The sequence below is a fragment of the Streptococcus sp. HMSC077F03 genome (assembly GCF_001812375.1).
Taxonomy (GTDB): Bacteria; Bacillota; Bacilli; order Lactobacillales; family Streptococcaceae; genus Streptococcus; species Streptococcus oralis_S.
Window position 1 is genome coordinate 250,758 of record NZ_KV808793.1, and the last position, 21,427, is coordinate 272,184.

A 21,427-nucleotide genomic window follows, 5' to 3' on the forward strand; every position below is an offset into this window, starting at 1 on the left:
ACGTAGAATAAAAATCAAAACAGAAACCAGAATTTTTCAAAATATCTTAAATTTATAGAGTTTTAACTTAAATTTTTCTATCTGTTCATTTGATACATTAAAGGATTCTTTATAAAAAGAATAGAATATAACAATGTTTTTGATTTTTTTCTTCAACAAACCTACAAAATGAATTATAAACTTTCATGTTATAAAGTATCTAATAATTAATTTTCATCCCTAACTTAGTATAAGTAAGCACAGTCCCCACCATTTTCCCGCTAAAGTGCAAAAGTTAATTTCCTACATTTTAAGTTATGCTAACGTTTTACTAAAATGTCAAATCGTGATATAATGAAAGCGATTAAAGCAAATAAACAAAGGAGACACTCTATGACTTACCAAGAAAATTATCAAAAATGGGTTGATTTTGCTGACCTTCCAGACTACCTTCGTCAAGATTTGGAAAATATGGACGAAAAAACTAAGGAAGACGCCTTTTATACCAATCTTGAATTTGGTACTGCTGGTATGCGTGGTTTGATCGGTGCTGGTACAAATCGTATCAATATCTATGTTGTTCGTCAAGCAACTGAAGGTTTGGCTCGTTTGATTGAGTCAAAAGGTGGAAATGAAAAAGAACGCGGTGTAGCAATTGCCTACGATAGCCGTCACTTCTCACCTGAGTTTGCCTTTGAATCTGCGGCAGTTCTTGCTAAACACGGTATCAAATCTTACGTATTTAAAAGCCTTCGTCCAACTCCTGAACTGTCATTCGCTGTTCGTCACCTCAACTGTTTTGCTGGTATCATGATTACTGCCAGTCACAACCCTGCTCCATTTAACGGTTACAAGGTTTACGGTGAAGACGGTGGGCAAATGCCTCCACATGATGCAGATGCTTTGACAACTTATATTCGTGCAATCGAAAATCCATTCGCTGTCGAAGTTGCTGATGTAGAAGCTGAAAAAGCTTCTGGATTGATTGAAGTGATTGGTGAAGCTGTCGACGTAGAATACCTTAAAGAGGTTAAGGACGTAAACATCAACCCAGCCTTGATCGAAGAATTTGGTAAAGACATGAAGATTGTCTACACACCACTTCATGGTACTGGTGAAATGTTGGCTCGTCGTGCTCTTGCCCAAGCTGGATTTGACTCAGTTCAAGTTGTTGAAGCACAAGCAACTGCTGACCCAGACTTCTCAACTGTAAAATCTCCAAACCCAGAAAGCCAAGCAGCCTTCGCCCTTGCTGAAGAACTTGGTCGTCAAGTTGGTGCAGACGTTCTTGTGGCAACTGACCCTGACGCTGACCGTGTTGGTGTTGAAGTTCTTCAAAAAGATGGTAGCTACCTTAACCTTTCAGGTAACCAAATCGGTGCTATCATGGCTAAATACATCTTGGAAGCCCACAAAAATGCTGGTACTCTTCCTGAAAATGCTGCTCTCTGCAAATCAATCGTATCAACTGACTTGGTAACAAAGATTGCTGAAAGCTACGGCGCAACTATGTTCAACGTTTTGACTGGTTTCAAATTTATCGCTGAAAAGATTCAAGAATTCGAAGAAAAACACAACCACACCTACATGATGGGATTTGAAGAAAGCTTCGGTTACTTGATCAAACCATTCGTACGTGATAAAGATGCTATTCAAGCTGTTCTTGTGGTTGCCGAGCTTGCAGCCTACTACCGTTCACGTGGTTTGACACTTGCTGACGGTATCGAAGAAATCTACAAAGAATACGGCTACTACGCTGAAAAGACCATCTCTGTTACCCTTTCTGGTGTTGATGGTGCTGAACAAATCAAAGCCATTATGGCTAAGTTCCGTAACAATGCTCCAAAAGAATGGAACACAACAGCTATCACTGTCGTAGAAGACTTCAAGGCTCAAACTGCTACTGCTGCTGACGGTACTGTTACAAACTTGACAACTCCTCCAAGTGATGTTTTGAAATACACACTTGCTGACGGTTCATGGATTGCAGTTCGCCCTTCAGGTACAGAACCAAAAATCAAGTTCTACATTGCCGTTGTGGGTGAAAGTAATGAAGATTCACAAGCTAAAATTGCCAACATCGAAGCGGAAATCAATGCGTTTGTAAAATAAGAAATTATAAAAGATGAGACCAACCAATCTCATCTTTTTTTCGTATCAAATCTAAGCATTTTTGGAAACTTTATGGCATACTAGACTTATCAATGAAAGCGAGGTAATCTCATGGAACAATTTTTAGAAAACATTAAAGACCTTGAAGTCACTACAGTTGCGCGTGCGCAAGAAGCTCTTGATAAAAAAGAAACTGCAACCTTCTTTATCGGTCGCAAAACTTGCCCTTACTGCCGTAAATTTGCTGGTACCTTGGCAGGTGTCGTAGCTGAAACTAAAGCTCACATCTACTTCATCAACAGTGAAGAACCAAGCCAACTAAATGAGTTACAAGAATTCCGCTCACGCTACGAAATTCCAACCGTACCAGGATTTGTTCACATTGCAGATGGCCAGATCAAGGTCCGTTGCGACTCTTCCATGTCCGCACAAGAAATCAAGGACTTTGCTGGATTGTAAAAAAGCCACTCGTTGAGTGGTTTTTGTATAGCCAAAACTATGTTTTTTCAAGTAAATCTTGTATCATCCTGTGCAGTTCTTCGATTTTCTCAGATTGTTTCTCTAATAATATTTTTTGACTATGTAATTGATCTTGTAGTTTATCAAATTGTATCTGATTATCTTGATCATCCTTTACAAAAAAGTTCGTCAATGCGCTTGTTAACATCCCTATTGTTCCAATACCGACTAGCATCAGTAAAACAGCTAACCACTTCCCAAAAATAGATTCAGGAACAATATCCCCATAACCAACAGTTGTTACCGTTACCAGCGCCCACCAAAGACTATCAGAAAAAGATTTTTCTTCAACAACAGATAAAATTGAACTCCCTACCAGTACAATAAAGGAATTGAGATAAAAAATATAAAGTAAGCCATTTGTCCGTAAGAGTTTGCTTACCTTCTTTCCCAGCTTTCCAGTTAACCCTACGATCCTTAAAAGACGAGTCAGTTTTAGTAATTTTGTCAACCTTGCTAGGCGGAAGATACGTCCTAAACGAAATACTGTAAAAATAGCATTTAAAGGAAGAATAGCTAACAGATCAAAGATATTTTCAAGTATAAATCTCCATTTTTCTTTACTTGAAAAGAACCGCCAACCATAATCTACTACAAAAACAAACCAAATCAGTAAGTCAATAATACTGTATGGAGGACTGTCTAAATCAATCATCTCAGCAAATCCTAGCAAGACAAGAACAACTGATATCAAGGCAAGTATGATAATCGTTGTGTCATAGTAATCCTTTAATAACCATTTTCTTTTCACAATGCTACTCCTATATTTTTTAATCATTATACCACAACAAATATCTACTAATTTATAAAAAGAAGGCGAGGGCCTTCTTTTTTATATATCTGTTAATGGTGTTGCGGTATCTGGTGAGGTATCATAAACCTTAAAGTCTACTCCTACTCCCAGATCAGCTTGTGCTAGCTGGTTGACCATAGTCATATGAGCCAGCTCCTTAATATTGTTCTCTTTGGATAAATGCCCAAGATAGATTCTCTTAGTCCGATTTCCCATTGCACGAATCATGGCCTCAGCACCATCCTCGTTAGAAAGGTGACCGAGATCCGATAGAATTCGCTGTTTGAGTCGCCAAGCATAAGATCCTGCTCGCAAAATCTCTACATCGTGGTTGGACTCTATGAGATAACCGTCCGCATTTTCGACTATTCCAGCCATACGGTCACTTACATAGCCTGTATCGGTCAACACGACAAAACTCTTGTCGTCTTTCATAAATCGGTAAAACTGGGGTGCTGCCGCATCATGGCTAACACCAAAACTCTCAATATCGATATCGCCAAAGGTTTTGGTTTTACCCATTTCAAAGATATGCTTTTGCGAAGAATCAACCTTGCCAAGATACTTGCTATTTTCCATAGCCTGCCAAGTCTTTTCATTGGCGTAAAGATCCATGCCATATTTACGAGCCAAGACACCGACCCCATGAATATGGTCTGAATGCTCATGCGTAATCAGAATCGCATCCAAATCTTCAGGTTTGCGATTGATTTCAGCTAGCAGGCTGGTAATTTTCTTACCAGACAAGCCCGCATCTACTAGGATTTTCTTTTTTGGGGTTTCCAGGTAAAAGGAATTCCCACTAGAACCTGATGCTAAAATACTGTATTTAAAGCCTTTTTCACTCATTCTAGTCTTCTATTTCGTCCTCCCATATTTCTTCTTTTACGGCATCCTTATCATAAGGGAGCACTATTGTAAAGGTTGAGCCCTTACCGTATTCACTTTTGGCCCATATAAAGCCATTGTGTTGTTTGATGATTTCTTTTGCGATAGCCAGACCTAGACCGGTTCCACCTTGAGCCCGACTTCTTGCACGATCCACACGGTAGAATCGGTCAAAGATCTTCGGCAAATCTTGCTTTGGAATACCTAGACCTTGGTCTTTGATGGATAAAATCATCTGGTCATCAGTGGTCTTCATGCTAACAGTGATTTTCCCACCATCTGGTGAGTACTTGATGGCATTGTTAAGAATATTATCAATCACCTGAGTCATCTTATCGGTATCAATCTCGATCCAAACTGAATTAATAGGGTAATCTCTAACAAGTTCATATTTTTTCTCGTCATCCTGACTTCTCATCTTATCAAATCGGTTGAGAATAAAGGTGATGAATGCTGTAAAATTAATCAATTCCACATCTAGCTGACTTGTCGTATTATCAATACGAGAGAGATGCAAGAGATCTGTCACCATCCGCATCATACGGTTGGTTTCATCGAGTGAAACCTTGATAAAATCAGGAGCAACAGGATCATACAGGGCTCCCTCGTCCAAGGCTTCAAGATAAGATTTAACACTGGTCAAAGGAGTTCGCAACTCGTGACTCACGTTCGAAACAAAGAGTCTTCGCTCACGCTCTTCCTTCTCCTGCTCGGTCGTATCATGTAAAACAGCAACCAAACCAGAGATGAAACCTGACTCACGACGAACCAGAGCAAAACGTACACGAAGGCTTAGGTATTCCCCATTTACATCCTGGGAGTCAATCGTCAACTCAGGAATCTGTGTAATCAGGTCACGCAGTTCATAATCATCCTCTATCTTAAGCAATTCTAAAATGCTTTTGTTAAGGACATCTTCTTTCTGCACACCTAATTGTTTCTTAGCCATGTCATTAATCATGGTAATTTGACCACGGCGATTGGTCGCAAGCACTCCATCTGTCATGTAAGAAAGAATACTATGCAGTCTTTTACTCTCTTGTTCCAGATTTTCTTGGGTCAAACGAATAACTTCTGACAAATCATTGAGGTTATTGCTAATATTGGTGATTTCTGTACTGCCTTGTAAGTCCAAAACTTGAGAATAATCACCTGCAATCAAGTCCTTAACCTTTTGATTTATCTCTTTGAGACGGATATTATCTCGACGATTTTCCAGTAACAGCAAGGTCACCACCAAGATAAAGCCAAGTAAAATCAAGATAAAGATAAAATCACTGGTCAGAATAGTTTGTCTAATATCTTCAATCATTATTTCTCATATAGTAGCCAACACCACGACGGGTGAGGATATACTCTGGACGGCTTGGAGTATCTTCAATTTTTTCACGCAAACGTCTAATGGTCACATCCACTGTACGAACATCACCAAAATAATCATAACCCCAAACAGTCTCAAGCAAGTGTTCACGCGTAATCACTTGTCCAATATGGGAAGCCAAGTGATATAAGAGCTCAAACTCACGGTGGGTCAAATCTAATTCCTCACCGTATTTTTTGGCCACGTAAGCGTCTGGGACAATTTCCAAATCACCAATCTGAAGTGGCTGGGATTTCTTTTCATCAGACTCTTGACTATCAACTGAAACCAAGTCGGTACGGCGAAGTAAAGCCTTGACACGCGCCTGCAACTCACGATTTGAGAAGGGCTTTGTGACATAATCATCTGCACCTAGTTCCAAACCGATAACCTTGTCAAACTCGCTATCCTTAGCTGAAAGCATGATGATAGGAACACTACTGGTCTTACGAATGGCTTTGGCTACTTCTAAACCATCGATTTCTGGGAGCATCAAGTCGAGGATAATAATGTCGGGTTGCTCAGCTTCAAATAGCTCGATTGCCTCACGACCGTTAAAGGCTGTTACAACTTCGTAGCCTTCTTTGGTCATATTGAACTTAATAATATCTGAGATTGGTTTCTCATCATCTACAATTAATATTTTTTTCATAAGATCACCTTTTTCTTTTTCTATTATAACAAAAAAATGGAAAGAAGACACAAATGGCTAATCCCAGTCCCCATCTCCAAGAACTGTTTTATAAGCCTGCCAAATCTTTTGTTGAGGTTTAGCGAGGGGGTAGTCAGCAAACTCTTTAGGGGATAGCCAGCGAATTTCTCTGTCGGAGAACTGTTTTAATCCTGTCACCTGACCTGATAGGATTTGAATATGCCATTTACGATGACTAAAGACATGCTTGACTTGTTCAAAAACTTGATGGGACCAATCAACCTCCAAATCATAATCCTGCTCAAAACTTTCTTGGGGGCTTGGTCCAAATGCACTGCTTACCTCTTTGACTTGAGAAAAAAGATCTAACTGATCATCTTCTCTAGAAAATTCTTCGACTTCAATCAAGGGGAAATGCCAAAATCCAGCTAGCAGTTTTTCGCTTTCATTTTTCTCTAGTAAATATTGACCTCTATCATTGCGCACAACCAAAGCCTTGAGATAAATTGGAAGAGGTTTTTTCTTAGGTTCTTTAATCGGATATCGATCCATGGTTCCCTTCTGATAGGCTGCGCTAAAGTCTCTAATAGGGCTTTCTTCAGGTCGAGGATTAACTGGAGCCTCTATGTCAGAACCTAAATCCATCAGAGCTTGGTTAAAATCGCCTGGTCGTTTCGGGTCAATCAAGATTTCCATCATAGCTTGGAAAATCTTTCGATTGCTGGGAACTCCGATATCATGATTAACCTCAAACAAGCGTGCCAAAACTCGCATGACATTGCCATCGACCGCTGGATCAGGCAAATTAAAAGCGATACTGGAAATAGCTCCCGCAGTGTAAGGGCCAATCCCTTTCAGGCAAGATATTCCTTCATAGGTATTTGGAAATTGCCCCCCAAAGTCAGTCATAATCTGCTGAGCTGCAGCCTGCATATTGCGCACTCGAGAATAATAACCCAAACCTTCCCAAGCCTTCAGCAGACGCTCTTCAGGGGCATTCGCCAGACTTTCAACAGTTGGAAACCAGTCCAAGAATCGTTCATAGTAGGGAATAACCGTATCTACCCTAGTCTGCTGCAGCATGATTTCAGAAACCCAGATGTGATAAGGATTTTTACTTCTTCGCCAGGGTAAATCCCGTTTGTTTTCATCGTACCAGTTGAGGAGTTTCTCACGGAAAGAGGAAATCTTCTCCTCTGGCCACATGTCAACACCGTATTCTTTCAAATCTAACATATATCTAGTATAACATAGAAGCTTCTAACTGTCCTTTTCTTAGCGCTAAAAAGCCTCTTCCTAAAGGAAAGAGGCCTATTTCTTATTGATGAACCGCTTGAGCTGCAGTAATTAGTGTAAGATTATATACATCATCTGAGCTACATCCACGTGAAAGGTCATTAACTGGCTTATTCAAACCTTGTAAAACAGGACCTACAGCCGAGAAACCACCGAGACGTTCTGCAATCTTGTAACCGATATTTCCAGCTTCTATACTTGGGAAGATGAATACAGTTGCTTGTCCAGCTACTTTACTTCCTGGAGCTTTCAAAGCTGCCGTTTCAGGGTGGAAGGCCGCATCAAATTGCAATTCCCCATCTATTTCAAGATCTGGACGTAGTTCGTGCGCAAGTTGTGTAGCTGCTACTACCTTATCAACGTTCTCACCAAAACCAGAACCTTTACTTGAATAGCTCAACATAGCAATTTTGGGTTCGATACCAAACATTTTAGCTGTAATAGCCGAGTTGATAGCAATTTCAGCTAAGTTATCAGCATCAGGATTAATGTTGATCGCACAGTCTCCGAAAAGATAACGTTCTGAACCACGAGTCATCAAGAAGGCACCTGAAGTACGAGTAACATTAGGACGAGTTTTAATGATTTGAAGGGCTGGACGAACTGTTGAAGCAGTTGAGTGAATCGCACCAGATACCATACCGTCAACCAAGCCCAAGTAGACTAGCATCACACCAAAGTAGTTGACGTCTTCAACCAAAACTTTACGCGCTTCTTCTTCAGTCATTTTGCCCTTACGACGCTCTACTAAGGCAGCAACCATTTCATCAAATTGAGGATAGTGTTGGGGATCAATTACTTCATAACCATCCATGATCCCTTCGATTTCAAGATAAATTTTAATTTTTTCAGGTTTACCAAGCAATACTGGGATGACATCTGTTTCTTTAACCAAACGTTTTGTCGCTTGAAGGATACGAGGTTCTTTCCCTTCAGGGAGAACGATGCGTACATTTTTACCAACCAGGTTGGCTTTGAGACTTTCAAAAACTTCCATGAGTTTTCTCCTTTAATAAAATTAATTATACTCAAAATAGATTTTAAAGAGTATTAGTTGATAACTGAGTAATAAGATTGTTAAAATCATCTGGCAAGGGGCTTTCGAGCTCTAGCTGACGCTCCAAGAAGGGATGATAAAATGATAAGAAATGGCAATGCAAGGCCTGTCGTTGAATGCCGTCGTCTAGGCTGCCACCATAGAGATCATCTCCCAACAAGGGGAAACCAATATGAGAGAAATGTACTCGGATCTGATGAGTTCGTCCAGTATGCAGTTGAATATCGACCAAGTGAACATCTCCATAAGACGCTACAACTTTGTAAGAGGTATGGGCATATTTTCCACCCTTTGCAACCCTTCTCGTGATAATGGAGTTCACATCACGAGCAATCGGGGCGATAATCTCCCCTTCTGGTTCCAAATCCCCATTGCCCTTAACCAAGGCAAAGTAACGTTTTTCGATAGACTTTCGTTGCAGTTGCTTGTCTAATCGTGCATGAGCATAACCGTGCTTAGCAAAGAGCATCAAACCAGATGTATCCCGATCTAGTCTGGTCACGATATGAACCTGCTGGTTTTCATATTCTTGCTTAACATAGTAGCCCTTGATAAAATTAGCAATGGTATTGGAATGATTGACACTGGGGATGGAAGCTACTCCATAAGGCTTATTCAAAACCAGAAAATGGTCATCCTCATACAAGATATCGAGTGGTCGATCAATAGCTTCAAGGCTCTCAAACCCTTCCTCTGCAGGGATATCAATAGTCACCCTGTCTCCAATATCTAAGAGATAAGTCGCATTTTGAGGTTGGTCATTGACCAGAATAGCCCCGCCTCGAAACTTAATCTTGGCCAAAAGTCCCTTGGAAACCTCGTGTTTCTTTAGGAAGGTTTTGACTTTGACGTGCTCATCTGCGATAAATTCGAACCTCATTCATCCACCTCGCCGATGAAGGCATCTTTAACACGATTCCAGAAACTAGTGTGGCTTGGAGTCGCTACGAAGTGAATCTTGTGATGGTCGATTTGATACTCAATCCGTTCGATATTACGGAAGGAATAGACACTGTTATCGACTGATATCGTATGGTAATCATTGCGTGTCGGTAAGAGTTCAATCTTATCTTTTTTTGGAATGATGATTGATGATCCCAAAGTGCGATAGACTCGATTGTTAAGACTCGCTATCTCCGTCAACTGCAAGGCTTCAATGGTCGGATGCAAGACAGCTCCACCCAAGGACTTGTTGTAGGCAGTACTTCCCGTCGGCGTTGAAACAGTCACTCCATCTCCACGAAATCTCTCGAACGGAACATGGTTAATGATGATATCCGCAACCATGGTGCGGTCTGATCGACGGATGCTCGCTTCATTTAAAGCACGGAAGATTTTCACCTCTCCATTTTCAAGCGTTACCTTAACATTCAAGACCGGATAAGAAACTTTGGCACCAGTATCTAGTAAAAGATTGGTCACCAATTGATCCAGCTCAAAATCACGATAATCTGTGTAAAATCCTAAATGCCCTGTATGAACACCTACAAATCGAACCTTGTCTAACTGATTCTCATACTTGTGAAAGGCAGACAAAAGCATTCCATCGCCACCAATGGAAATGACGATATCGGGATTGGTATCGTTCAGTATAAAATGTTGTTTCTTGAGTTTATCCCTCAGCTCATGCAAAACCTTCTGACTTTGTGGCTTTCTATTTGCTATGAGGTCAACTCGTTTACCTGTATTCTTCATCTGTATCGTCACTATTTCCTACACCATCGTTTAGTTTTCTGCTCAATGGATCAAAGAGAGCCTGCGCTTCCTGGATATCATCACGAATCTTACCCATTTCTTCATCCAGTTGATAGGCTATTTTCGCTGTGATTTCCAGTCTTTTCCTGATTTCTTCTGGAAAATCTCCCTGATATTTATAATTGAGCGAGTGTTCAATCGTAGCCCAGAAATTCATGGCTAAAGTCCGTATTTGAATTTCCGCCAAAATCGTCTTAGCCCCGTTGATCGTATCAACTGTGTACTCAACAACCACGTGATAAGAACGATAGCCCGAAGCCTTACGATGAGTGATATAGTCTCGTTCCTGAACGACTCTCATATCTTGGCGTTTACGTAGAATCTCAACTACCTCTTTAACGTCATCAACAAACTGAACCATGACACGTAAACCAGCAATGTCTTGCAGATCATGTTCTAGACTTGCATAGTTAATTCCTCGACGAGCCATCTTTTCTTTGATACTTTCAATCGGTTTTACCCGACCCGTTACAAACTCAATCGGAGAATGCTTGTTTTGCTTACGATACTGTTTGCGAATTCCTCGAAGTTTAATCTTCAATTCACCAACAGCCTGAATGTAAGGATCTAAAAATTCTTCCCATTCTATGGTCATACTTTCTCCCTTGTAATGTTTGATTGCTCCGTCGAAAATCTTTGATTTTTTCAGTACATTCGTATACAATAAATACATTATCCATTATACCATAAATCGCTTTCAAAGATATAGAAAAGGTTGAAAAAATGAAACATTTAGAAATAGAATTGAAAACACTTCTGAAAAAAGAGGAATATGATCATCTAAAAAAACAGTTTTCCCATATTCAACCCGTCTTTCAGAAAAACTACTACATTGACACACCAGATTTCCAATTGCGTGAAAAGAGGGTTGCCATGCGCATTCGCACCTTTTCAGATTGGGCAGAATTGACCTTAAAAGTACCTCAAACTGTAGGAAATATGGAATACAACCAGAAACTAACTCTTCCAGAAGCTGAATCGTACCTAGAAAAACAAAAACTACCTCAAGGGCTCGTTCTAGAAAAGCTCGCTAAGATTGGTATTGAAAGTCATGACTGGCTTGTTTTAGGCTGCCTTTCGACTCTTCGTTATGAAACGAAAACAGAAATCGGCTTAATGGCGTTAGATGAAAGTCACTACTTTGACCAAACGGACTATGAACTCGAGCTTGAAGTCACAGACCATGAAAAAGGGAAAGCCGATTTTCGGAAATTTTTAGATGAAAATCACATAACTTATCAGAAAGCTCCTTCAAAATTAATTCGTTTTATTAAAAGCATGAAAAAAAGCTGAAATAATCTCCTTTTTTTGGTAGAATAGAAAAGATAAAAATAAAAGAATCTTGCTTTGAAAAACAGAACTTTCTCAAAGGAGATTCGCAAAGTTTACAGAGGACGGTCTATAATGTCAGATAGAAACAACATGAAACTTTTCACCCTAAACTCTAACCATGAAATCGCTCAAAAGATTGCGGATACAGTTGGTGTACCTCTCGGGAAGTTATCCTCTCGACAATTTTCTGACGGCGAAATCCAGGTCAACATTGAAGAAAGTGTCCGTGGTTACGATGTCTACATCATCCAGTCAACCAGCTACCCTGTTAGCAACCACTTGATGGAGTTGTTGATCATGGTTGATGCTTGTGTACGTGCAAGTGCTCATAGTATCAACGTTGTCCTTCCTTACTTTGGTTATGCGCGTCAGGATCGTATCGCTTCTTCTCGTGAACCCCTCACTGCGAAACTGGTTGCCAATATGCTTGTCAAAGCTGGTGTAAGCCGTGTTCTAACGCTGGACCTCCACGCTGTTCAAGTCCAAGGTTTCTTTGATATTCCTGTAGATAATCTTTATACTGTTCCTCTATTTGCTAAGCACTACTGTGATAAAGGACTTCTTGGCTCTGATGTTGTTGTTGTTAGTCCAAAGAACTCTGGTGTTAAACGTGCTCGTAGTTTGGCTGAATACCTTGATGCTCCTATCGCTATCATTGACTACGCCCAAGACGATTCTGATCGTAACGAAGGCTATATCATTGGGGATGTTGAAGGCAAGAAAGCTATCTTGATTGACGACATCCTAAATACTGGTCGTACTTTCTCTGAAGCAGCAAAAATCGTTGAACGCGAAGGGGCAACTGAAATCTATGCGGTATCTAGTCACGGTTTATTTGTTGAAGGTGCAGCAGACCTTCTAGACGCAACTAACATTAAAGAAATCCTTGTAACGGACTCTGTAGCAACCAAAGAAAGAACTCCAGAAAATGTATGTTACATTACTGCTAGCGAATTAATTGGTGATGCTATCGTCCGCATTCACGAAAGAAAACCAGTCAGCCCACTCTTTGCTTACAACAAAAAGAAATAAGGTGATTATTTGATTTATTTGGACAATGCTGCTACGACTCCTATGTCAGCAGTAGCTATTTCTGAAATGACCAAGGTCATGCAAGAAACTCATGGTAATCCTTCTAGTATTCATGGCCATGGTCGGCAGGCTGGCAAACTCTTGCGAGAGGCTCGTCAAGACTTAGCTCACTTACTAGGAACCAAACCTCAACATATCTTTTTTACGTCTGGTGGTACAGAAAGTAACAATACAGCCATTATTGGCTATTGTCTCCGTCATCAAAATCGTGGAAAACATATCATCACGACAGCTATTGAACACCATTCTGTGCTTGAAACTATCGATTATCTGGTTCAACATTTTGGTTTTGAAGCGACCATCATCCAACCAGTAAATCAAGAAATAACTGCTCAGCAAATTCAAGAAGCCTTACGTGACGATACCATTCTCGTTTCCACCATGTATGCTAATAATGAAACAGGTAGCCTCTTACCTATCGCTGAGATTGGACTTATTTTAAAAGATCATCCTGCTGCTTATCATGTAGATGCTGTTCAAGCTATCGGGAAAATTCCTATCCATCCCGAGGAATTAGGAATTGATTTCCTCAGCGCTTCTGCCCACAAATTCCATGGGCCAAAAGGAGTCGGCTTTCTTTACGCTTCTTCCGCGGACTTTGATTCCTACCTTCACGGTGGAGACCAAGAACAAAAGAAACGGGCTGGAACAGAAAATCTCGCTGCCATTGTAGGCATGGTCGCTGCTCTCAAAGAGGATTTAAATGACCAAGTTGAGCATTACCAAAAACTGAGCACACTCAAAGCTACTTTTTTAGAAGAAATTGCAGGTCTCAACTACTATCTCAATGAAAGCAACCACCAACTGCCTTATGTTGTCAACATTGGCTTTCCTGGTCAAAAAAATGATTTGCTCTTGCTACGGTTAGACCTTGAAGGAATTTCAATTTCTACCGGTTCAGCTTGTACTGCTGGTATTGTGCAAACCAGTCATGTACTTGAAGCATTTTATGGGTCTGATTCGCATCGTTTAACAGAATCTGTCCGTATCAGTCTTTCTCCTCTTAACACTGAGGAAGAACTGAAACAACTCGCACAAACCTTAAAAAATATTATTGGAGATTAATCTAATGGCATTCGAAAAAACCATTAAACTACAAAACTGCCGCTACGACTATACACTTAGCCCAACTGTCAAAAAGTTCACACTGAAAGATAATACTTTCTTTGAAACAAAAGTTGGAAACTTCGAACTGACTCGTTTGCTTGAGAAAGTGCCTAACAGCGGTGAAGGCTTCAACCTAAAAATCATCATCAATAAAGACCTTACAGGTGCTAAACTCAATATCACTGACAAGTCTGGTCTTCGTTTGGTCAATATCTTTAAATCAGAAGACCACCACATTCATCAGGAAAAGTTCTACTTCCTCATGGACAGCCTTGTAGAACGCGGTATCTTCACTAAAGAAGAAAGATAATTGGCTATGTATCGACTTACCTATCAAGATAACTATCACGTAGAACGTACACTTGAATATAAGGATTACGAAGAGCTCATGTTATCTCTATCAGGCTGTGTGACCCTACCTGATACTCTCCTAATCAGCTCCTTAACGCTGAATGATAAGGTGATTTATCAAGGATTGGTTGGCGATCTCTACCGTTTTCTATCACAAGCCCATTTTTCAGATAAAAACTAAGAAATTTCTTAGTTTTTTCTTGTTTTTGTTGATTTTTTCACAATGTTTCTATAAAATAGAAGAATAGAAAGGTTGTGATTTTGTGAAAGATAAACAGTCTGCTATTCCAAAAGCAACAGCAAAAAGACTCTCTCTTTACTACCGAATTTTCAAGCGATTTCATGCAGAAAAAATCGAACGTGCCAACTCCAAGCAAATTGCAGAGGCTATCGGTATCGATTCTGCGACCGTTCGTCGGGATTTTTCCTATTTTGGTGAACTAGGTCGTCGTGGTTTTGGTTACGATGTCAAAAAATTGATGAATTTTTTTGCTGATCTCCTAAATGATAACTCAATTACAAATGTTATGCTGGTTGGGATTGGAAATATGGGCCATGCCCTTCTCCACTACCGCTTCCATGAGCGTAACAAGATGAAAATTATCATGGCCTTTGACCTAGATGACCATCCAGAAGTTGGAAGCCAGACACCTGATGGAATTCCAATCTATGGTATCTCACAGATTAAAGAAAAAATCAAAGAAGCAGATGTCAAAACTGCTATCCTAACAGTTCCAAGTGTTAAATCACAAGAAGTTGCCAATCTTTTGGTTGATGCAGGTATAAAAGGTATTCTCAGTTTTTCCCCTGTTCACCTTCACCTCCCAAAAGATGTGGTCGTTCAGTATGTCGATTTGACAAGCGAACTCCAAACCCTCCTCTATTTTATGCGTAAAGAGGATTAGAAAGCGAAAGCATTTATGAAAAAACCAGTTATTGGGATTACAGGAAATGAAAAAGCTCATCCAGATGATGACATCATGATGAGCTATGCAGCGAAAGGCTTTGTTGAAGGAGTCAAGGACGCTGGCGGAATTCCAATCATCCTACCGATTGGTGATCAAGAAATGGCTGCCTATTACATCAGTATCATTGATAAGCTCATCCTAACGGGTGGGCAAAATGTTGATCCAAAATACTATGGTGAACCAAAGGCTATTGACAGCGATGACTACCATCTTCAAAGAGATATTTTTGAACTAGCACTTATCAAAGAAGCAATTAAGCAAAAGAAACCAATTTTCTCTGTTTGTCGGGGTACTCAACTTTTCAATGTCGCCATGGGAGGCACGCTACACCAAGATATCGAGGATCATTGGCAGGACTGTTCAGCCGAATACACTACCCAACGCCTCGTAACGGAACCTGATACGATTCTCCGAGAGATCTATGGAGAAATCTCTCACATCAACTCCTTCCACCACCAGAGTATTAAAGATCTAGCTCCTAATCTTAAGGTTGTAGCACATGATCCTAAAGATGGAATCATTGAGGCTGTGACAACTACGGACGGCTTTCCTTATCTAGGTGTCCAATGGCATCCAGAATTTCTATTTGAAAATCGCCCCAAAGATAAAACGCTATTTGACTATGTTGTTAACGAACTCTAGGACTTATAAATAGGTTATTAAATCATGAATGAAATTAAAATACCTTCTACTCATGAGATTTTGAGAGATATAGAAGCTAATGTTTTCATATCTTATAAGAAAAAGGAAGCTAATCTTTTCTTATCAAATAATGAAAAAGAAATAAGTGTTTGCTTTCATCTTTCTAATCTCTATAGACTTTTAACAGCGGAAAGTTACCAATCTTTTTCTAAGTATAAAGAGAATTTCGATAAACTATCTCAAAAAGAAAAACAGCTGAAAGAAATGTCTAAAAAGGCAAAACGATTTTGTAAAAAGGCAGATGCTAAACTAAAAAGTAAATTTCATTCAAGTCTTTACTTTTACAGAGATATTCTCATTCATAAAAAAAGATATTATAAAATCGAAGATTTCAATGCAATTGTCGACTTTATCGTTCAAGAAAATTTACTTGTACCCACGATAAAACCTCTTCCTGTTATCAATTTGACAGAAGTAGATTCCTATGTTTTAGAAGTGATTGAGTAAGATCATGTGTAATCTTAAATCAAATCCGTCTTTTCACGGTAACTAAAGTAATCCGAGTGCGAGACAATCAAATGGTCCAAGAAAACAATTCCCATCAGTTCGCAGGCTTCCTTGACTAGTTTAGTGACATGGTCATCGTTTCGACTAGGAGATACAGCGCCGGATGGATGATTGTGAACGAGAATCACGGAAGTTGCCATATGCTTCAAAGCATAGTGAAGAATTTCCCGTGGTTCAGCAATGCTGCGTGTCGCAGATCCGATAAAAATAGTTTGCTGATGAATGATTTGATTTTGAGTATTGAGATAGAGCGCCACTAGGTGCTCTTGTTTTTTGTCGCCAAGCTCCTGTTGCATTTTCTTGGCTAGCTTTTGACTACTGAGAATACTTTCCATCTCAAGGGTTTCATGTTTGTGAATACGATGCCCCAGTTCAATTACTGCTTGTAGTTCAATGGCCTTAATCCGTCCAATACCAGACAGACTCTGCAATTCCTGCAGGGTCATTTTTTTCAAATCAGTTAGACTGGTCAAACTGTTCAAGACTTTCTGGGAAATTTCAAAAACATTGGCCTGACGCGTTCCCGTTCTGAGCAAAATAGCTAACAACTCTTGATTGCTCAGCGCCTCTACTCCTTCTTTAACTAGTCTTTCTCTAGGCAAGAGTGAATCTTCTTGGAATGAAATACTGTACATAAAAATCCTCCTCACTTTATTATTCGTGAGAAGGATGAAAAATTAGATTTTTTTCTCAATTGGGGCTACACTGGCTAGGAGTTTTTTCAGCCCTACATCTGGGAAATTGATTTTTAGTTCCTGAGTATCACCGCTACCAGAGACTTCCAGAACAGTACCCTTGCCCCATTTCTTGTGAAGTGCAATGTCCCCAATGGACCAACTTGTATCAGTCGAATCTTTTTTATTTCCAGCTGCAAATTGTCCAAATGGGAGACCACTTGACTGGATAGAGCTTGGTGCGGCATTGCGTTTTCGTTCTTGAAGGGCTTGAGCTAAGCTCATACCTTGACCGAAAGCAATCCCACCACTGCTATAAGATGCCTTAAAGCTAGTATTCGCTGGTCGAGCCAAGCCCTGATACTCAAGCAGGTCCGAACTGATTTCATTGATGAAACGTGTTGGACGATTGTAGCTAGTACGACCGAAAAGCAAGCGAGAGTTGGCATTGGTCAGATAGAGGATCTTTTCTGCGCGTGTGATACCGACATAGGCCAAACGGCGTTCTTCTTCTAGCTCATCTGGATCTTCAGCCGCACGGCTAAGCGGAAATACATTTTCCTCCATCCCAATGATAAAGACAACTGGGAACTCTAGTCCTTTCGCTGCATGGAGGGTCATCAAGGTTACTTCAGATGTCTCCTGACTGCCTGAATCCGTATCCGCAATCAAGGCTAAGTCATTCAAGAAACGACTGAGTTTATCTAAACCTGTTTCCTCTTCCTGACTATCAGGATTGTCATCAAAGTTCTTGGTAACAGATAGGAACTCTTCAATATTTTCAACCCGCGCCTTGCTTTCCAAGGTCGCTTGGGCATTAAGAATTTCCACATAACCTGTTTTTTCAAGAACCGCTTCAACTAACTCTGTGATGGTTAATTGATCCAGTTGTTCCCGCAAATCCAAAATCATATTGGCAAAATCCCAGATAGACTGGGCTGCCTTACCTTTGATGCCTGACAACATAATATTGGCTGAAGCGTCTAGCATAGACATATCTTGCATATTCGCAAAGTCGCGAATTTTCTCAACGGTTCCTGGGCCGATTCCGCGTTTAGGTTCGTTAATAATGCGCTCAAAACTGATATTGTCACTCAGATTGGCAATGAGATTAAGGTAGGCGATAATATCACGGATTTCCTTACGGCTGTAGAACTTGGTCCCACCGACCATAGTATAAGGAATATTGGACTTTAGGAGGGCCTCCTCAATAGTACGGGATTGTGCATTAGTCCGATAAAGAACCGCAAAATCCTTGTGGAGGAAGTTTTGAGTTCGACCAAGTTCATCAATGGTTTTGGCTACAAAAACAGCCTCATCCTGTTCGTCATTTGCACGATAGTAAATAATCTGCTCACCATCAGCATTCTGGGTCCAGAGATTTTTGGGGCGGCGATTTTGATTGTTTTTGATGACGTCATTGGCTGCTTGGAGAATGGTTTTTGTTGAACGATAATTTTCTTCTAGCAAAACGACCTTGGCGTTAGGGTAATCTTTCTCAAAATCCAAGATATTCTGCATATCAGCCCCACGCCAACCGTAGATAGACTGGTCCGCATCACCGACAACGCAGATATTTTTAAAGCGTGAAGCCAAGAGTTTGACCAATTGATACTGGGCATGGTTGGTATCTTGGTACTCATCAACATGAATGTACTGGAACTTCTGCTGATAGTAGGTCAAGACGTCAGGATTTTGATCAAAGAGACGGAGGGTCAGCATAATCAAATCATCAAAGTCAACGGACTCAGACTGACGAAGCTCCTTTTGATAAGCTGTATAACACTGAGCTACGATTTGCGTGTACATATCACCAGCCTGGGCAGCATAAGCCACATCATCAATTAGGTCATTCTTAGCATTGGAAATGGTTCCCAAAATAGTCCGTTCATTCCATTTTTTCGGATCTAAGTTTAATTGCTTGAGAATGCGTTTCATGAGGGTTCGCTGTTCTCCGGGATCTACAATGGTGAAATTCCGATTGTAGCCAATATGATCCGCATCGCGACGTAGGATACGAACACACATGGAGTGAAAGGTCGCAATTAGGCAGTCCTGGGTTGCTGGATTAAGGCTATAAGCACGCTCCTTCATCTCACGCGCAGCCTTGTTGGTAAAGGTAATGGCCAAGATATTCCAAGGATTGACCATCTTTTCATCAATCAAGTAGGCGATTCTGTGAGTTAAAACACGAGTCTTTCCAGAACCAGCCCCCGCCATGATTAACAAGGGCCCCTCTGTCGTTTGCACCGCCTCAGCTTGACGGTCATTCATTCCATTCAATAATGCGTTCATCTTCTCTTCCTTACTCTTGAAGTCAATGTTTCTATTATATCAGAAATCAGAGAAAATATCTTTAGCTAGACTGGTGGCGTCTAGAAGGTAAATCTTTCATCAGCTGAAGACAACGCCTCATATCTAGATAAGAAAAAGAGCTTGGAAAGCTTTTCCAAACTCATTTAAATCAATTGCAATTTACTAGAACAAGCCTAGAACTGTTCCATCACTTTCAACATCCATATTAAGAGCGGCTGGACGTTTTGGAAGACCTGGCATGGTCATAACATCACCAGTTAGGGCAACGATGAAGCCTGCACCTAATTTTGGTACCAATTCACGGATGGTAATTTCAAAGTTTTCTGGAGCTCCAAGTGCATTTGGATTGTCAGAGAAACTGTACTGAGTTTTAGCCATACAGATTGGCAATTTGTCCCATCCGTTTTGAACGATTTGAGCGATTTGCGTTTGGGCTTTCTTCTCAAAGTTCACTTTGCTACCACGATAGATTTCAGTAACAATCTTTTCAATCTTTTCTTGGACAGAAAGGTCATTGTCATAAAGGCGAGTATAGTTGGATGGATTTTCAGCAATAGTCTGAACAACCGTTTCGGCAAGCGCTACGCCTCCTTCTGCGCCATCAGCCCAGACACTAGCCAATTCTACTGGAACATCAATAGAAGCACAAAGTTCTTTCAAGGTTGCGATTTCAGCTTCTGTATCAGAGACAAATTCATTAATCGCAACAACTGCAGGAATACCAAACTTACGAATATTTTCAACGTGGCGCTTCAAGTTAGCAAAACCGGCACGAACTGCTTCTACATTTTCCTCTGTCAAAGCGTCCTTAGCTACACCACCATTCATCTTAAGGGCACGAAGGGTTGCGACGATGACAACTGCATCTGGAGAAGTTGGCAAGTTTGGTGTCTTGATATCAAGGAATTTCTCGGCACCAAGGTCCGCACCAAAACCAGCTTCAGTAACAGTATAATCCGTCAAGCGAAGGGCTGTGCTTGTTGCCAAAACAGAGTTACATCCATGAGCGATATTGGCAAATGGACCACCGTGTACAAAGGCAGGTGTACCGTAAATTGTCTGAACCAAGTTTGGTTTGATAGCGTCTTTCAAAATCAAAGCCAAGGCACCCTCAACCTGTAAATCACCAACAGTAACTGGTGTACGGTCATAGCGATAGCCAATAACGATGCTAGCCAAGCGCTTTTTCAAATCTTCAATATCAGTCGCCAAGCAAAGAATGGCCATGATTTCTGAAGCAACGGTAATATCGAAACCATCCTCGCGTGGAATACCATTTAGAGGACCACCAAGTCCAACGGTCACATGACGAAGGGCACGGTCATTCAAGTCCACAACACGTTTCCAAAGAATACGACGTTGATCGATTCCCAGCTCATTTCCTTGGTGCAGGTGATTGTCAATCAAGGCAGAAAGAGCATTGTTGGCAGTTGTAATGGCATGCATATCCCCCGTAAAGTGAAGGTTGATGTCTTCCATTGGCAACACTTGGGCATAACCACCACCGGCTGCACCACCCTTAATCCCCATGACTGGACCAAGAGATGGTTCGCGGATAGCAATCATCGTTTTCTTACCAATCTTGTTCAAAGCATCCGCAAGACCAATGGTAATAGTTGATTTCCCTTCACCTGCTGGTGTTGGATTGATGGCAGTAACCAAGATCAATTTACCAACTGGATTGCTCTCAACTGCACGAATTTTATCAAAGCTGAGCTTAGCCTTGTACTTTCCATACAATTCCAAATCATCGTAAGAAATACCCAGTTTCTCTACAACATCAACGATTGGTTTCAACTCAATACTTTGTGCGATTTCAATATCTGTTTTCATTCAAAACTCCTCTAACCTCTAATGTGATAATTCATTATATCACAAAACAAGATTTTTAACATCCATAAACTCTCTAAACGTTCGTAAATATCCTGAATTTCAAGATTTTTAGAGCCCTTTTAAAAATTTTATAT

General features: G+C 40.5%; 22 protein-coding genes. 10 read left to right on the plus strand and 12 right to left on the minus strand.

Translation table 11 applies throughout. The features are described from left to right. Positions 1 to 372 precede the first annotated feature (372 nt). Together HMPREF2853_RS06430 and HMPREF2853_RS06435 are read left to right on the plus strand one after the other, a co-directional pair. Positions 373 to 2,091 carry a phospho-sugar mutase gene (locus HMPREF2853_RS06430; RefSeq protein ID WP_070535338.1) on the plus strand — a complete coding sequence of 573 codons (1,719 nt, stop codon included), beginning with the start codon at positions 373 to 375 and terminating at the stop codon, positions 2,089 to 2,091. Positions 2,092 to 2,202: 111 nt separating this feature from the next. Further along, positions 2,203 to 2,550, plus strand: coding sequence for a DUF6568 family protein (locus tag HMPREF2853_RS06435; RefSeq protein ID WP_070535340.1), 348 nt, complete (start codon positions 2,203 to 2,205; stop codon positions 2,548 to 2,550). Positions 2,551 to 2,587: 37 nt separating this feature from the next. On the opposite strand, the gene HMPREF2853_RS06440 is transcribed toward HMPREF2853_RS06435, so the two are convergent. The 9 genes from HMPREF2853_RS06440 to HMPREF2853_RS06480 all read right to left on the minus strand — a co-directional run bounded on the left by HMPREF2853_RS06440 (position 2,588) and on the right by HMPREF2853_RS06480 (position 11,006). Beyond that, entirely contained in the window at positions 2,588 to 3,361 is a 774-nt protein-coding gene (locus tag HMPREF2853_RS06440) for a potassium channel family protein (RefSeq protein ID WP_070535342.1), read from the minus strand. 81 nt (positions 3,362 to 3,442) lie between these two features. Continuing rightward, positions 3,443 to 4,252: an MBL fold metallo-hydrolase gene (locus tag HMPREF2853_RS06445; RefSeq protein ID WP_070535344.1), complete on the minus strand. Its 810-nt coding sequence runs from the start codon at positions 4,250 to 4,252 to the stop codon at positions 3,443 to 3,445. 1 nt (position 4,253) lies between these two features. Next, entirely contained in the window at positions 4,254 to 5,603 is a 1,350-nt protein-coding gene (vicK, locus tag HMPREF2853_RS06450) for a cell wall metabolism sensor histidine kinase VicK (RefSeq protein WP_070535346.1), read from the minus strand. Beyond that, positions 5,596 to 6,303 (minus strand): response regulator YycF, encoded by a 708-nt coding sequence (gene yycF / locus HMPREF2853_RS06455; RefSeq protein ID WP_000722063.1) that lies wholly within the window; start codon positions 6,301 to 6,303, stop codon positions 5,596 to 5,598. Before yycF ends, vicK begins: the two co-directional genes overlap by 8 nt. Before the next feature lie 57 nt (positions 6,304 to 6,360). Continuing rightward, positions 6,361 to 7,539, minus strand: a complete 1,179-nt coding sequence (gene mutY, locus HMPREF2853_RS06460; RefSeq protein ID WP_049549925.1) for an A/G-specific adenine glycosylase — start codon at positions 7,537 to 7,539, stop codon at positions 6,361 to 6,363. Positions 7,540 to 7,621: 82 nt separating this feature from the next. Next, positions 7,622 to 8,596 (minus strand): phosphate acetyltransferase, encoded by a 975-nt coding sequence (gene pta, locus HMPREF2853_RS06465; RefSeq protein ID WP_070535348.1) that lies wholly within the window; start codon positions 8,594 to 8,596, stop codon positions 7,622 to 7,624. Between the two features lie 43 nt (positions 8,597 to 8,639). Beyond that, entirely contained in the window at positions 8,640 to 9,536 is an 897-nt protein-coding gene (locus HMPREF2853_RS06470) for an RluA family pseudouridine synthase (protein WP_070535350.1), read from the minus strand. Next, positions 9,533 to 10,351 carry an NAD kinase gene (locus tag HMPREF2853_RS06475; RefSeq protein ID WP_070535352.1) on the minus strand — a complete coding sequence of 273 codons (819 nt, stop codon included), beginning with the start codon at positions 10,349 to 10,351 and terminating at the stop codon, positions 9,533 to 9,535. The genes HMPREF2853_RS06470 and HMPREF2853_RS06475 overlap by 4 nt, the downstream gene beginning before the upstream one ends. After that, positions 10,335 to 11,006, minus strand: a complete 672-nt coding sequence (locus tag HMPREF2853_RS06480) for a GTP diphosphokinase (RefSeq protein ID WP_070535354.1) — start codon at positions 11,004 to 11,006, stop codon at positions 10,335 to 10,337. The genes HMPREF2853_RS06475 and HMPREF2853_RS06480 overlap by 17 nt, the downstream gene beginning before the upstream one ends. Positions 11,007 to 11,134: 128 nt before the next feature. Here HMPREF2853_RS06480 and HMPREF2853_RS06485 point away from each other — a divergent pair, with 128 nt between their 5' ends. The 8 genes from HMPREF2853_RS06485 (at position 11,135) to HMPREF2853_RS06520 (ending at position 16,410) form a co-directional block, all read left to right on the plus strand. Further along, positions 11,135 to 11,704 (plus strand): CYTH domain-containing protein, encoded by a 570-nt coding sequence (locus HMPREF2853_RS06485; protein ID WP_070535356.1) that lies wholly within the window; start codon positions 11,135 to 11,137, stop codon positions 11,702 to 11,704. A 111-nt stretch (positions 11,705 to 11,815) separates the two neighbouring features. Beyond that, positions 11,816 to 12,775 carry a ribose-phosphate diphosphokinase gene (locus HMPREF2853_RS06490; protein ID WP_001283843.1) on the plus strand — a complete coding sequence of 320 codons (960 nt, stop codon included), beginning with the start codon at positions 11,816 to 11,818 and terminating at the stop codon, positions 12,773 to 12,775. Positions 12,776 to 12,784: 9 nt separating this feature from the next. Continuing rightward, positions 12,785 to 13,900 carry a cysteine desulfurase family protein gene (locus HMPREF2853_RS06495; RefSeq protein ID WP_070535358.1) on the plus strand — a complete coding sequence of 372 codons (1,116 nt, stop codon included), beginning with the start codon at positions 12,785 to 12,787 and terminating at the stop codon, positions 13,898 to 13,900. Between the two features lie 4 nt (positions 13,901 to 13,904). Then, positions 13,905 to 14,252: a DUF1831 domain-containing protein gene (locus HMPREF2853_RS06500; RefSeq protein WP_000863524.1), complete on the plus strand. Its 348-nt coding sequence runs from the start codon at positions 13,905 to 13,907 to the stop codon at positions 14,250 to 14,252. 6 nt (positions 14,253 to 14,258) lie between these two features. Next, positions 14,259 to 14,474 (plus strand): DUF4649 family protein, encoded by a 216-nt coding sequence (locus HMPREF2853_RS06505; protein ID WP_000286093.1) that lies wholly within the window; start codon positions 14,259 to 14,261, stop codon positions 14,472 to 14,474. Between the two features lie 82 nt (positions 14,475 to 14,556). Further along, complete coding sequence (locus HMPREF2853_RS06510) at positions 14,557 to 15,198, plus strand: redox-sensing transcriptional repressor Rex (protein ID WP_000653409.1); 642 nt, start codon at positions 14,557 to 14,559, stop codon at positions 15,196 to 15,198. Positions 15,199 to 15,213: 15 nt separating this feature from the next. Beyond that, positions 15,214 to 15,903 carry a gamma-glutamyl-gamma-aminobutyrate hydrolase family protein gene (locus tag HMPREF2853_RS06515; RefSeq protein WP_000743310.1) on the plus strand — a complete coding sequence of 230 codons (690 nt, stop codon included), beginning with the start codon at positions 15,214 to 15,216 and terminating at the stop codon, positions 15,901 to 15,903. A 24-nt stretch (positions 15,904 to 15,927) separates the two neighbouring features. Then, on the plus strand, positions 15,928 to 16,410 hold the full coding sequence (locus HMPREF2853_RS06520; protein WP_070535360.1) for a hypothetical protein: 483 nt from the start codon (positions 15,928 to 15,930) through the stop codon (positions 16,408 to 16,410). A gap of 14 nt (positions 16,411 to 16,424) precedes the next feature. On the opposite strand, the gene radC is transcribed toward HMPREF2853_RS06520, so the two are convergent. The 3 genes from radC to HMPREF2853_RS06535 form a co-directional block, all read right to left on the minus strand. Next, positions 16,425 to 17,105: a RadC family protein gene (gene radC, locus HMPREF2853_RS06525; RefSeq protein WP_065371810.1), complete on the minus strand. Its 681-nt coding sequence runs from the start codon at positions 17,103 to 17,105 to the stop codon at positions 16,425 to 16,427. A gap of 42 nt (positions 17,106 to 17,147) precedes the next feature. Then, on the minus strand, positions 17,148 to 19,439 hold the full coding sequence (gene pcrA, locus HMPREF2853_RS06530) for a DNA helicase PcrA (RefSeq protein WP_070535362.1): 2,292 nt from the start codon (positions 19,437 to 19,439) through the stop codon (positions 17,148 to 17,150). 183 nt (positions 19,440 to 19,622) lie between these two features. After that, positions 19,623 to 21,293 (minus strand): formate--tetrahydrofolate ligase, encoded by a 1,671-nt coding sequence (locus HMPREF2853_RS06535; RefSeq protein ID WP_000845250.1) that lies wholly within the window; start codon positions 21,291 to 21,293, stop codon positions 19,623 to 19,625. Positions 21,294 to 21,427: the final 134 nt, after the last annotated feature.